Annotated in this window: 11 protein-coding genes; 2 read left to right on the top strand and 9 right to left on the bottom strand. The window is 68.9% G+C overall.

Translation table 11 applies throughout. The features are described 5' to 3' along the window. Window positions 1–95: 95 nt before the first annotated feature. A complete protein-coding gene (locus tag ACZ5Y9_RS08600; protein WP_464471139.1) occupies window positions 96–428 on the bottom strand; it encodes a hypothetical protein in 333 nt (110 codons plus the stop codon). Next, a complete protein-coding gene (locus tag ACZ5Y9_RS08595; RefSeq protein ID WP_464471138.1) occupies window positions 425–916 on the bottom strand; it encodes a hypothetical protein in 492 nt (163 codons plus the stop codon). The genes ACZ5Y9_RS08600 and ACZ5Y9_RS08595 overlap by 4 nt, the downstream gene beginning before the upstream one ends. Before the next feature lie 61 nt (window positions 917–977). On the opposite strand from ACZ5Y9_RS08595, the gene ACZ5Y9_RS08590 reads away from it, so the two are divergent. Continuing rightward, window positions 978–1892 (top strand): hypothetical protein, encoded by a 915-nt coding sequence (locus ACZ5Y9_RS08590; RefSeq protein ID WP_464471137.1) that lies wholly within the window; start codon window positions 978–980, stop codon window positions 1890–1892. A gap of 12 nt (window positions 1893–1904) precedes the next feature. Here ACZ5Y9_RS08590 and ACZ5Y9_RS08585 read toward each other — a convergent pair whose 3' ends face one another. Further along, window positions 1905–2567: a GntR family transcriptional regulator gene (locus ACZ5Y9_RS08585; RefSeq protein WP_464471136.1), complete on the bottom strand. Its 663-nt coding sequence runs from the start codon at window positions 2565–2567 to the stop codon at window positions 1905–1907. A 74-nt stretch (window positions 2568–2641) separates the two neighbouring features. On the opposite strand from ACZ5Y9_RS08585, the gene ACZ5Y9_RS08580 reads away from it, so the two are divergent. Next, window positions 2642–5476 carry an FAD-binding and (Fe-S)-binding domain-containing protein gene (locus ACZ5Y9_RS08580; protein WP_464471135.1) on the top strand — a complete coding sequence of 945 codons (2835 nt, stop codon included), beginning with the start codon at window positions 2642–2644 and terminating at the stop codon, window positions 5474–5476. Window positions 5477–5539: 63 nt separating this feature from the next. Here ACZ5Y9_RS08580 and ilvC read toward each other — a convergent pair whose 3' ends face one another. From ilvC to ACZ5Y9_RS08550, 6 genes are all read right to left on the bottom strand, one after another. Next, window positions 5540–6568, bottom strand: a complete 1029-nt coding sequence (gene ilvC, locus ACZ5Y9_RS08575) for a ketol-acid reductoisomerase (protein ID WP_247622666.1) — start codon at window positions 6566–6568, stop codon at window positions 5540–5542. 80 nt (window positions 6569–6648) lie between these two features. Continuing rightward, on the bottom strand, window positions 6649–7158 hold the full coding sequence (ilvN, locus tag ACZ5Y9_RS08570; protein ID WP_247622667.1) for an acetolactate synthase small subunit: 510 nt from the start codon (window positions 7156–7158) through the stop codon (window positions 6649–6651). Window positions 7159–7160: 2 nt separating this feature from the next. After that, window positions 7161–8963, bottom strand: coding sequence for an acetolactate synthase large subunit (locus tag ACZ5Y9_RS08565; protein ID WP_247622668.1), 1803 nt, complete (start codon window positions 8961–8963; stop codon window positions 7161–7163). 72 nt (window positions 8964–9035) lie between these two features. Beyond that, window positions 9036–10751, bottom strand: a complete 1716-nt coding sequence (gene ilvD, locus ACZ5Y9_RS08560) for a dihydroxy-acid dehydratase (protein WP_247622669.1) — start codon at window positions 10749–10751, stop codon at window positions 9036–9038. A gap of 9 nt (window positions 10752–10760) precedes the next feature. Further along, window positions 10761–11558, bottom strand: a complete 798-nt coding sequence (gene otsB, locus ACZ5Y9_RS08555; RefSeq protein WP_464471134.1) for a trehalose-phosphatase — start codon at window positions 11556–11558, stop codon at window positions 10761–10763. Window positions 11559–11598: 40 nt separating this feature from the next. Further along, complete coding sequence (locus ACZ5Y9_RS08550; protein ID WP_247622671.1) at window positions 11599–13005, bottom strand: alpha,alpha-trehalose-phosphate synthase (UDP-forming); 1407 nt, start codon at window positions 13003–13005, stop codon at window positions 11599–11601. Window positions 13006–13028 lie beyond the last annotated feature (23 nt).

Here is a 13028-nt window from a genome sequence, read left to right as displayed (position 1 = left end):
CAACACAATAGGGGCCGATGCGCCGCACGCCTTCGGGGGCGCGATCTCCTCCACTGTACCCGAGGCGATCGCTCGGCTTTACCGTGTGACGCCCGTCAGGCGGCGATGAGCCCGAGGCTCAACGACAGCACGCAGAGCCAGAACACCGCCACGATCCCGAGGCCGGCGAGCAGTGCCAGCGCGAGTTCACCCGCGCGACGTCGACGTCCGATCGCGGAGGCGAACACGAAGACGATCGCGGGGAACACGACGCCGAACAACAGTGTGATCCACCCTCCACCGGTCAGCCCGCCCTGCGCCATCCGGATGAGATGGGCGACGGCGTTCCACACCGCGTAGGCGTAGAACAGCCCGGCCAGCCCCGGGATGAGGCCGGTGATCCAGCGGGGCGAGGTGCGCGTGCTGTCGATGCTCTGCTCGGCGCTCATGCTCCGATCACCCCCACGGTCACGAACGGCCACGGCACGAGGAGCACGACACCGAGCAGGAGAAGGGATGCCCGCACCCACGACGCCCGCCCGCGGGTGAGCACCCACGTGGCCAGGAACCACAGCGCGGGTGCGGCGACCGCCAGCACGAACCACGGGACGAACATCTCGTCGGCGACGAAGAAGTTGGCGAGCGGCTTGAGCCTCAGACCACCGACCACCCAGCCGATCGAGTACAGGAGGTACACACCACCGACGACACCCGTGATGAGCAGCATCGCCGTGCTCAGCGGTGCACGCTCGTCCTCCTCTTCCGCTCGGTCGTCCCCGAGGGGCGCGGCGTCCTGCGACGGACCCTCGACGCGATCGGCGACGACGGGGGCAGGCGTTTCGGCGGCGATCTTCTCGCGCTTCACCGGAGCCGGACGCGCGAGCGACGCGTCGTCATCCCCGTCCCAGTTCAGGGCATCATCGGAATCGGAGGTCATGTCTCCAGCGTAGGACACCTCGTCCACTAGGCTCGGCGTCACGACCGAGGAGGGGGCCATCGTGGCTGAGCAGCGCACAACGAATGCAGAGGGTGTCGAACCGCCCGCGAACTGGAAGCCGACCCCCGAAGCGAAGGCGAAGGCCACACGCTTCCGCTGGATCGCCGGAGCGCTGTGGCTCCTCGCGATCGTCGGTGAGGCCGTCGGCATCTTCTGGTTGATCCGTCAGCGCGTGTTCGTCGGCGAGGACGGCACGTTCGTCCGCGACCCCGACACCGGACTACTCGAGGAGCAGGGCGTCACGGCGCAGTTCCCGCAGTGGGCGTTCATCGCGCTGCTCGTGCTGCTCGTCGTCATCGCCGCACTCTCGATCACCGGGTCGGTGCTCTGGAAGAAGGCCAATCGCCTGGATCCCGCGCGGAGATCCGACACCGTGCGCTTCTTCGTGCAGAATCAGCTCGGCGCGATCATCGCCATCGTGGCGTTCCTCCCCCTGATCATCCTGGTCTTCCTCAACAAGGACATGGACAAGGGCCAGAAGACGACGGCGGGCATCGTCGGCATCGTGCTCGCGGCGATCGCGGTGTTCATCGGCATCGACTTCGACCCGCCCTCCGTCGAGCAGTACACGGCCGATCAGTCCGCGGTGATCCAGCTGCTGGGCAAGGACGAGGTCGTGTGGGTCGACGGCGGCGCCGTCTATCACGTGTGCGACGAGGTGTCGGCGATCCAGACCGGCAGCGAGATCCGCACCGGCACCACCGCCGAAGCGGTCGAGGCCGGCAAGATCCGCCTGACCCTCCAGTTCGGCTCCGAGCTGCGCGCCTGCGGCCTCCCGGTCCCCGAGAACGACGAGGAGATCACCGAGGCTCTCCGCGCGATTCAGGCCGGACAGGTCGACACCGTGCTGCCCGCACCGGTGTGGGCCGACCCGGCGGAGGCCCCGCTCGTCGTCGAAGAGGCCCCGGCGAGCTGATCGCCGGATTCGTCAGTCCGCGCCGAGAGCGTCGACGAGGCGCTCCTGCGCCGACGAGAGATGGATGCCGAGAACGGCGGTGGCCCGCTCTGCTTCACCGGCCGCCAAAGCGTCGAGGATCTCGGCGTGCTGGGCGGCGATGACGCCGGCCTCGAGCAGACGACGGCCCTGCACCTGCGCCATGCACATCCGCGCCTCGTCGAGCACACTGCGGTACATCCGGCCCGTTCGAGCGCTGCCGAGGGCATCGATCAGCGCCGTGTGGAAGCGCAGATCGGGATCGACGGTGGCGGGATCGGGCCCCGCGGGCATCGCCTGGATCTCGGCGTTCGCCGCGATCGCCGCAGCCGGTACCGTGCGCGTGCCGGCGAGCTCTCGCAACGCCGCGCTCTCCAGTCGCGTCCGGGTGCGATAGACGTCGCGCACGGTCTCCGGGTCGATCGCCACGACACGGGCACTGCGGTGCGCGGTGCGCTCGAGGAGGCCCGCGGCGACGAGCTGCTCGATCGCGGCCTTCGCACTCGGCCGAGCGACCGCGTACTCCTCCGACACGAACGCTTCGGTGAGCGCCGAGCCTGAGCGGAGGTCCCCGCTCAGGATGCGATCCCGCAGCCGTGACGTGACGGCATCGACGACGCCGACGACCGCGAGCGGGGCATCCATGGGACTGTTCACCCACTCAGATTAGCGAGATCGTGGTCATCGGTACACTTGTCAGACAATCTTCCGTCAGCGCCGAGGAGCCTCCCGTGTCGATCACTCTCGCCGAACCACTCGATCCGACGATCCTCGGACCGTCGACCGAGGTGCACGCCCGCTCGATCGACCGGTTCGCCCGGGCGCACGACGCCTCCCACTACCTGCTCGTGCCGGATGCCGTGCTCTCCCCCACCGACGCCGCGGGAGTCGCCCGGGTGTTCGAGGCCGTGCGCGCAGCGGGGCGCACGCTCACGTTCCGTTCCGGGGGCACGAGCCTCTCGGGACAGGGCGTCAGCGGCGACATCCTCGTCGACACGCGCAGCGGGTTCCGCGACATCCGCGTCGAGGACGACGGCGCCTCGGTGCGGGTCGGCCCCGGCGCCACCGTGCGCCAGGTGAACACGCGTCTGGTGCGCCACGGTCGCAAGCTCGGCCCCGACCCCGCCAGCGAGATCGCCTGCACGATCGGGGGTGTCGTCGCCAACAACTCCAGCGGCATGGCCTGCGGCATCGTCGAGAACTCCTACCGGACCGTGGAGTCTCTCCTCCTCGTCCTGCCGAGCGGCACCGTCCTCGACACCGCACTTCCCGACGCCGATGAGCGCCTGCGCGACTCCGATCCCGACCTCGCCACGGGGCTCCTCGCCCTCCGCGCACAGCTGCTGTCCTCACCCGAGAACGTCGCCTTCGTGCGCCGCCAGTTCTCGATGAAGAACACGATGGGCTACGGCATCAACGCCCTCCTCGACTTCGACACCCCGGTGCGCATCCTCGAGCACCTCGTGATCGGCTCGGAGGGCACACTCGCCTTCGTCGCCGAGGCGCGCTTCCGCACCATCCCGATCCGTCCTGCTATCGCCACCGGCCTGCTCGTGTTCACCACGCTCTCCGATGCGATGGCCGCCCTCCCCGGGCTCGGCGACCTCGGGCTCGCCACGATCGAGCTCCTCGATGCCGCCTCACTCCGCGTCGCGCAGGGGCTCGGCGACGTGCCCGCCGCGATCGCCGACATCGACGTCGATCAGCACGCGGCACTCCTCGTCGAGGTCCATGCCGGCAGCACCGAGGAGTTGGCGATCGACAGTGCGACCGCACTCGCACACTTCGCCGACCTCCCCCTCGCGATCGAGGCGGCGCTGACCACCGATGCCTCGGAGCGCGCGGCGCTGTGGCACGTGCGCAAGGGCCTCTACACCGCTGTCGCCGGAGCACGTCCGTCCGGCACCACCGCGCTGCTCGAAGACATCGTCGTGCCGGTCGACCGTCTACTGGTGACCTGCGAGCGCCTGATCGAGCTGTTCGCCGCGCACGACTACGAGGGGTCGGTGATCTTCGGTCACGCCAAGGACGGCAACGTGCACTTCTTGCTCAACGAACGCTTCGACGATCCCGACAGCGTCGCGCGCTACCGGCGCTTCACCGACGACCTCGTCGAGCTCGTGCTCGGCCAGGGCGGCTCGCTGAAGGCGGAGCACGGGACGGGGCGCATCATGGCGCCGTTCGTCCGCCGTCAGTACGGCGATGAACTGACCGACATGATGTGGTCGATCAAGCGTCTCTTCGATCCCGCCGGCATCCTCAATCCGGGCGTCGTGCTCTCCGACGACCCGGACTCCTACCTCCGCGACCTCAAGCGCGTGCCGACGGTCGAGAAGGAGGTCGACCGGTGCGTCGAATGCGGCTACTGCGAGCCGACGTGCCCGAGCAAGAACATCACCCTCACCCCGCGCCAGCGCATCGTACTGCGGCGCGACATGGCCTGGGCCGAGGAGCAGGGAGACACCGCGCTTCTCGAGGACCTGCGCGCCGACTACGACTACGACGGAGTGCAGACCTGTGCGGTCGACGGCATGTGCGCAGTCGCGTGCCCCGTCGACATCAACACCGGCGATCTCGTCCGTCGCCTGCGCGCCGAGGAAGCGTCGAAGATCGAGGACGGCCTCTGGGATGCCGCGGCGAAGGGCTGGGGCGCCGTGACGCGCGTCGGCGGTACGGCGCTGACCTTCGCCTCCGCCCTGCCCGCCCCGATCGTGACCGGTGCGACCCGGGTCGGACGAGCGATCCTGGGATCCGATACCGTCCCTCTCTACGACGGCGGACTCCCGCGCGGCGGTACGAAGGCCCCGTCCGCCCAGAACCCGTCCGACGCCCGTGCCGTGTTCTTCGGGGCGTGCATCGGCACGATGTTCGGCGCGGAGGGGCACGGAGAGGGGTCGAGGGACGCGGTCCGCGCGCTTCTCGATCGGGCCGGGATCGCCGTGGTGATCCCGGAGGATGCCGGCGGAATGTGCTGCGGCACGCCCTGGAAGTCGAAGGGGCACCTCGCCGGCTACGACCGCATGACGAAACGCGTGCTGTCGAGCCTTTGGGAGGCGAGCCGATTCGGCGATCTTCCGGTCGTGTGCGATGCCGCCTCCTGCACCGAGGGGCTCCACACGATGCTCGCGAAGTCCGTCTCCGAGTATCCGGAGTACGCAGGCCTCGTCATCGAGGACGCGACGACCTACATCGCTCGGGAGGTGCTCCCCCGCGTGACCGTTCAGGCGAAGCTCGACAGTGTGGCGGTGCATCCGACCTGCTCCACGACCGCGCTCGGAGCGACCGGCGCTCTGACCGAGATCGCCGCGGCCGTCGCCACGGACGTGTTCGTTCCCGAGGGCTGGGGATGCTGCGCCTTCGCCGGAGATCGGGGCATGCTGCACCCCGAGCTCACTGCCAGCGCGACCGCGGTCGAATCGGAGGAGGTACGTGCGGCCGATGCCGATCGGGGCGGCTTCGACGCCTTCGTCTCCGCGAACCGCACGTGCGAGATCGGGATGACCCGCGCCACGGGACAGCCGTACCGCCACGTCGTCGAGGTGCTCGAGGAGCTCACCCGCCCCTGACCACCACCGGACGCGAAAGAGCGGGCGCCCCTTCCGGGACGCCCGCTCTCGTCTATCGGTCGATCAGCGCGCAGCGCTGCCGTCGATGTAGTCCTCGTCCTGCTGCTTCCATGCGAAGAGCGAACGCAGCTCCTTACCGGTGACCTCGATCGGGTGCTGCTCCTCCTTGGCGCGCAGCGCCAGGAACTCCTCGGCTCCGTTGTCCTGGTCGTCGATGAAGCGCTTCGCGAACGCACCCGACTGGATGTCGGCGAGCACGCCCTTCATGCTCTCCTTGACGCGCTCGTCGATGACGCGCGGGCCCGAGACGTAGTCGCCGAACTCGGCGGTGTCGGAGATCGACCAGCGCTGCTTGGCGATGCCGCCCTCCCACATGAGGTCGACGATGAGCTTGAGCTCGTGGAGCACCTCGAAGTACGCGATCTGCGGCTGGTAGCCCGCCTCGGTCAGCGTCTCGAAACCGGCCTGCACGAGGTGGCTGACGCCACCGCAGAGCACGGCCTGCTCGCCGAACAGGTCGGTCTCGGTCTCCTCGGTGAAGGTCGTCTTGATGACGCCGGCGCGGGTACCGCCGATCGCCTTCGCGTACGAGAGTGCGAGGTCCCAGGCCTTGCCCGAGGCGTCGCGCTCGACGGCGATGATGTCGGGGATGCCGCGACCGGCGACGAACTCGCGACGGACGGTGTGGCCCGGCGCCTTCGGGGCGACGAGGATCACGTCGACGCCCTCGGGAGCATCGATGTAGCCGAAGCGGATGTTGAAGCCGTGCGCGAAGGCGAGGGTCTTGCCCGCGGTCAGGTTGGGGGCGATCGACTCGCTGTAGATCGTGCGCTGGTGCTGGTCCGGCGCGAGGATCATGATGACGTCGGCCCAGGCGGTGGCGTCGGCGACGGTCTTGACCGCGAAGCCGGCCTCTTCGGCCTTCGGAGCCGACTTGGAGCCCTCCTTGAGGGCGATCGCGACCTCGACGCCCGAGTCGCGCAGGTTCTGCGCGTGGGCGTGGCCCTGCGAGCCGTAACCGACGATGGCGACCTTCTTGCCCTGGATCAGGGACAGGTCGGCGTCGGCGTCGTAGAAGATCTCGGTGCTCACTGTGTGTTTCTCCTTGTTCGTGGCGGTTCTTCTCGCTCCGTGCCGGACGGCGGTGGAGCGGATGGATGGGGTGGTCTGGGTCAGCCGCGCAGGACGCGTTCGGTGATGCTCTTGCCGCCGCGGCCGATGGCGAGGAGGCCCGACTGCGCGATCTCCTTGATGCCGAAGGGCTCGAGCGCGCGGAGCATCGCGTCGACCTTGCCCTTGTCGCCCGTGACCTCGATCACGAGCGCGTCGGCGGCGTAGTCGACCACCGAGGCGCGGAAGAGGTTCACGACCTCGATCACGTTCGAGCGGGTGGCGTTGTCGGTGCGCACCTTCACGAGCATGTGCTCGCGCTGCACCGAGGTGGCGAAGTCGAGCTCGACGATCTTGATCACGTTGATCAGCTTGTTGAGCTGCTTGGTGACCTGCTCGAGCGGCAGCTCGTCGACATCGACGACGACGGTGATGCGCGAGATGCCGGGCACCTCGGTCACACCGACGGCGAGCGAGTGGATGTTGAATCCGCGCCGGGCGAAGAGCCCTGCGACGCGGGTGAGGAGGCCGGGGGTGTCCTCGACCAGGAGGCTCAGCACGTGGGTCGACATGGTCAGTCCTCCTCGTCGAATGCGGGCGCGTGCTCGCGGGCGTACTGGACGTAGCTGTTGCTGACGCCCTGGGGCACCATCGGCCACACCATGGAATCGGCGCTGACGACGAAGTCGATCACGACGGGGCGATCGTTCGTCTCGAGGGCGAGCTGGATCGCCGCATCGACCTCGTCCTCCTTCTCGACGCGGATCGCGAGGCATCCGTAGGCCTCGGCGAGCTTCACGAAGTCGGGGATGCGGACCGTGCCGTGCCCGGTGTTCAGGTCGGTGTTGGAGTGGCGCCCGTCGTAGAACAGGGTCTGCCACTGGCGCACCATGCCCAGCGAGGAGTTGTTGATGATCGCGACCTTGATCGGGATGTTGTTGATCGCGCAGGTCGCGAGCTCCTGATTGGTCATCTGGAAGCATCCGTCGCCGTCGATCGCCCACACCACGCGGTCGGGTTCGGCGACCTTGGCACCCATGGCCGCGGGCACGGAGTACCCCATGGTCCCGGCTCCGCCGGAGTTGAGCCAGGCGTTCGGACGCTCGTACTTGATGAACTGCGCCGCCCACATCTGGTGCTGTCCGACGCCGGCCGCGTAGATTCCCTCGGGGCCCGTCAGCTCGCCGATGCGCTGGATCACGTGCTGAGGCGCGAGCAGGCCGTCGGTCGGAGGCGTGTAGCCGAGGGGGAACTCGTTGCGGAGTCCGTCGAGGTACGACCACCACTCCTCGGTGTCGGGCTTCGCGCTGCCGATCGCGCCGCGGTAGGCGGCCTCGAGGTCGACGAGCACGTCGCGCACGTCGCCGACGATCGGCACGTCCGCGATGCGGATCTTCGAGATCTCGGCGGGATCGATGTCGACGTGCACGACCTTCGCGTTCGGCGCGAAGAGCGCAGCCTTACCGGTCACACGGTCGTCGAAGCGGGCGCCGAGCGAGATCAGCAGATCGGCCTCCTGCAGCGCGAGCACGGCCGGGACCGTGCCGTGCATGCCCGGCATGCCCAGGTGCTGCGGGTGCGAGTCGGGGAATGCACCGCGGGCCATGAGCGTGGTCACGACGGGCGCACCGGTCGACTCGGCGAGTTCGAGCAGTTCGGCGGACGCGCGTCCGCGGATCACACCGCCGCCGACGTAGAGCACGGGCTTCTTGGCCTCGGCGAGCAGGGCGGCTGCGGCCTGGATCTGCTTGCCGTGCGCCTTGGTGACGGGGCGGTAACCGGGCAGATCGACCTTGGGCGGCCAGACGAACGGCGCGATCGCCTGCTGCGCGTCCTTCGTGATGTCGACCAGCACGGGACCGGGACGGCCGGTCGATGCCACCTCGTATGCGGCGGCGATCGCGCCGGGGATGTCGGCGGCGTCCTTCACCAGGAAGGAGTGCTTCGTGATCGGCATCGTGATTCCCACGATGTCGGCCTCCTGGAAGGCATCCGTTCCCATCAGCGTCGAGAACACCTGTCCGGTGATCGCCAGCAGGGGCACCGAGTCCATGTAGGCGTCGGCGATCGCGGTGACGAGGTTCGTGGCTCCGGGTCCGGACGTCGCGATGCAGACGCCCACCTTGCCGGAGGCGGATGCATAGCCCTCGGCAGCGTGGCCGGCACCCTGCTCGTGCCGCACGAGGATGTGACGCAGGTCGGACGCGTCCATGAGCGGGTCGTACACGGGCAGGATCGCGCCGCCGGGAAGTCCGAAGACGTCGGTGATCCCGAGCAGCTCGAGCGAACGGACGACGGCCTCGGCGCCGGTGATCTCGGGGGCGTTGGATTGACGGGCGGGCGGCCTCGGCACAGCCGAGACGGAGTCAGCAGTCATGACTTTCCTTCTGGTGATCTGTAGGGCATCGGATGCCGGAGACGACGATGCTGCGTGCCGAACGAGTCGGGATCAGCCCGTCGTCGCGCCTTCGGCGGCGGACCGCACGAGGCGTGAGTACTTGGCAAGAACGCCACGGGTATAGCGCGGGGGAAGCGGCTCCCAGCCAGAGCGGCGGGAGGCGAGCTCCGCCTCGTCGACGAGTAGGTCGAGAGAGCGAGCTGCGATATCGACCCGTATCAGATCACCATCGCGCACGAAGGCGATAGGACCTGCGTCCACCGCTTCGGGTGCTATGTGGCCGATGCACAGGCCGGTTGTGCCGCCTGAGAATCGTCCGTCCGTCAAGAGTAGTACATCTTTTCCGAGTCCCGCGCCCTTGATGGCCGCGGTGATCGCGAGCATCTCGCGCATGCCCGGCCCGCCCTTCGGGCCCTCGTAGCGGATCACCACGACGTCGCCGGCGTTGATCTCGCCGTTCGCCAGAGCATCCATCGCTCCGCGCTCGCGCTCGAACACGCGCGCCGGGCCCTCGAACACGTCGGCGTCGAAGCCTGCGGACTTCACGACCGCTCCTTCTGGGGCGAACGAGCCGTGCAGGATCGTGATGCCGCCGGACGCGTGGATGGGGTTGTCGAACGTGTGGATGACGTCGCCGTCGACGGGATCGGGGTTGAGGTCGCGCAGGTTCTCGGCGACCGTCTTGCCGGTGACCGTGAGTGCGTCGCCGTGGATCAGGCCCTCGTCGAGCATCGCCTTCATGATCACGGGAATGCCGCCGTGACGGTCGACGTCGTTCATCACGTACTTGCCGAAGGGCTTCATGTCGGCGACGTGCGGCGTCTTGCTGCCGATGCGGTTGAAGTCGTGCAGGCTCAGGTCGATCTCGGCCTCGCGAGCGATCGCCAGCAGGTGCAGCACGACGTTGGTCGAACCGCCGAGCGCCATCGCGAGGGCGATCGCGTTCTCGAACGACTCCTTCGTCAGGATGTCCTTCGTGGTGATCCCCTGGCGCAGCAGGTTGACGACGGCCTCGCCGGAGCGGTGGGCGAAGTAGTCACGGCGACGGTCGGCCGAGGGCGGCGCCGCGGAGCCGGGAAGGCTGAGCCCCAGGGCCTCGGCCACCGAGGCCATCGTGTTGGCGGTGTACATGCCGCCGCAGGCACCCTCTCCGGGAGCGAAGGCGCACTCGATGCGCTTCAGGTCCTCCTCCGTCATGCGACCCGCACGACAGGCGCCGACGCCCTCGAAGGAGTCGATGATCGTGATGTCCTTCTCGGTGCCGTCGGAGAGCTTCACCCATCCCGGCGCGATCGAGCCGGCGTAGAGGAACACGCTCGACAGCCCCAGGCGCGCACTCGCCATGAGCATGCCGGGGATGGACTTGTCGCAGCCCGCGAGCAGCACGGTTCCGTCGAGGCGCTCGGCCATGATGACCGTCTCGACCGAGTCGGCGATGACCTCGCGCGAGACGAGCGAGAAGTGCATGCCCTCGTGGCCCATCGAGATGCCGTCGGAGACGGAGATCGTGCCGAACTGCAGCGGGTAGCCGCCGCCCGAGTGCACGCCCTCCTTCGCACCCTGCGCGAGCCGGTCGAGACTCAGGTTGCAGGGCGTGATCTCGTTCCAGCTCGAGGCGATGCCGATCTGAGGCTTCTCCCAGTCCTCGTCGCCCATGCCGACGGCACGCAGCATGCCTCGTGAGGTCGTGGCTTCGATGCCGTCGGTGACGACACGACTGCGGGGCTTGATGTCGATGGACGCGCTGGCAGGATCGTGCGGAGACATGCAGGCAGTCTATTCCCGCCCGGCGGCCCGCTCGTCCGCCAGCGCGCCGAGAAGGCGTGCGACATCGACGGGTCCGTCGACGCGCAGCGCCGCGGCGCTCTCCCCCGGGCCGACACGCACGCCGAGATCGCCCGGCTGCAGCACGCGCATGGCGTCTTCATCGGTGACGTCGTCGCCGGCGAAGAGGATGCCGGTGGCGTGGAAGCGCTCGCGGAGCACTCCGATCGCGGCGTCCTTGCCCTCCGTCCGCGACGAGAACTCGAGCACGCGATGGCCCGCGCGACGGCGCCAGTGCGGGAATCGCTTGGCGGCGAGCGCGTCGATCTCGGCGAAGAGCTTCTCCTCGGTCTCCCGATCCGCCCGACGCGTGTGCACGCCCATGCCGAAGGTCTTCGGCTCGAACTCGGCGCCTTCGTAGCGGTCGATGATCGGACGAGCGGCCGCCCAGAGTTCCTCTCGGGCACCCTCCTCGGTGGCGTCGCCGGTCGGTGCGGCCTCGCCCTCGCCGGGGAACCAGTACTGCGCGCCGTGCGATCCCGCGAGGGCGACCGGCGAGTCGTCCTCGTGCTCGGTGATGATGCGGAGGTCGTGCAGGCTGCGCCCGGAGACGAACGAGACGATCGTGTCGGGCAGGGCCGTCAGACGACGGATCTGTTCCACGGTCTCCGGCAGCGCGCGAGCCGCCATGGGATCGGGCACGAGCGGCGAGGCGACGCCGTCGAAGTCGAGGGCGACGACGAGGCGCTCGGTACGCGCGAGCGCGCTCAGTTCGGGCGCGGGGGTTCCGGGGATCCAGGGGCTGGTCATGGGTGTCTCCAGTCGTGGGGGCGGGAAGATGCGGGGCGGCTCAACGGCGTGCGTCGTCGAGCGCGGAGAGGAACGACGACGACCAGGCGTCCACGTCGTTCTCGAGCACACGGCGACGGAGCGAGCGCATGCGCTTGCCCTGTTCGGCCGGTGTCATCTCGACCGCGGTCATGATCGCGGCCTTGACGCCCTCGATGTCGTGCGGGTTGACGCGCACCGCCTGGCGGAGTTCGTCGGCGGCGCCCGTGAACTCGCTGAGGACGAGCACTCCCCGGTTGTCGACGCGCGTGGCGACGTACTCCTTCGCGACCAGGTTCATGCCGTCGCGCAGAGCGGTGACGAGCATGACATCGGCCGCGAGGTACAGCGCGACCATCTCCTCGCGGGGATACCCCTGGTGCAGATAGCGGATCGCGGTGTGCCCCATCGTGTCGTTGTCGCCGTTGATGCGCCCGACGGCCAGCTCGATCTCGTCGCGCAGGTGCACGTAGGCGTCGACGCGCTCGCGGCTGGGGCTCGCGACCTGCACGAGCGTCACGTCGTCGACGCTCAGACGCCCCTCGGCGAGGAGCTCGCCGTAGGCCTTGATCCGGTGACGGATGCCCTTGGTGTAGTCGAGGCGATCGACGCCCAGCAGGATGCGCTTCGGGTTGCCGAGGCTCGCACGGATCTCCGCGGCTCTGGCCTGGACGGCGGGGTTCGCAGCGAGATCCAGGTAGGGAGCGGTGTCGATCGAGATCGGGAAGGCGCGGGCGACGGCTGTCCGGATCGAGCCGTCGTCCTGCGGGACGGCGATGTTCGCGCCCTTGACCTCGTAACGCAGGCGGCGCCGCACCGCAGTGAGGAAGTAGGTGGCGTCCTGCGCGCGCTGGAACCCGATCACGTCGGCTCCAAGCAGGCCCTGCAGCACCTGGTCGCGCCAGGGCAGCTGCGCATAGAGGCCGTGCGCCGGGAAAGGGATGTGGTGGAAGTACCCGATCGTGACGTCCGGGCGGAGCTCACGCACCATCTGCGGAACGAGCTGCAGCTGGTAGTCGTGCACCCACACCGTGCCGTCTTCCGCGACCGCGGCGGCCGCCGCCTCGGCGAAGCGCCGGTTGACGGTGACATAGGCGTCCCACCACTCGCGGTGGAACTGCGGGGGCGCGATGACGTCGTGGTACAGCGGCCAGATGGTGTCGTTGGCGAAGCCCTCGTAGTACTCCGCGACCTCCTGCGCGCTCAAGGACACCGGGATGAGGTGGATGCCGTCGGCCTCGAAGGGGTCGCGCTCGACGTCGGGCTGGCCGACCCAGCCGACCCACGCGCCGTGCGTGCTGCGCATCATCGGCTCGAGAGCCGCGACGAGTCCGCCGGGCGACGTGCGCCAGGTCTCCTCCCCGTCGGGGCCCTCGACCCGATCGACGGGAAGACGGTTGGCGACGACGACGAACTCTGCAGCGGCCAAGATGGCTCCTCACACCAGGGGGT

Source organism: Microbacterium sp. T3-8 (assembly GCF_055398145.1).
Note: the sequence above shows the minus strand (reverse complement) of the source record. Positions and strands in the feature narration are given on the sequence as shown.

What these genes read in the sequence shown, in the direction of transcription:
- ACZ5Y9_RS08600 (WP_464471139.1), bottom strand. Translation starts at nt 428, where the DNA reads ATGAGCGCCGAGCAGAGCATCGACAGCACGCGCACCTCGCCCCGCTGG.
- ACZ5Y9_RS08595 (WP_464471138.1), bottom strand. Translation starts at nt 916, where the DNA reads ATGACCTCCGATTCCGATGATGCCCTGAACTGGGACGGGGATGACGAC.
- ilvN (WP_247622667.1), bottom strand. Translation starts at nt 7,158, where the DNA reads ATGTCGACCCACGTGCTGAGCCTCCTGGTCGAGGACACCCCCGGCCTC.
- ACZ5Y9_RS08565 (WP_247622668.1), bottom strand. Translation starts at nt 8,963, where the DNA reads ATGACTGCTGACTCCGTCTCGGCTGTGCCGAGGCCGCCCGCCCGTCAA.
- ilvD (WP_247622669.1), bottom strand. Translation starts at nt 10,751, where the DNA reads ATGTCTCCGCACGATCCTGCCAGCGCGTCCATCGACATCAAGCCCCGC.
- otsB (WP_464471134.1), bottom strand. Translation starts at nt 11,558, where the DNA reads ATGACCAGCCCCTGGATCCCCGGAACCCCCGCGCCCGAACTGAGCGCG.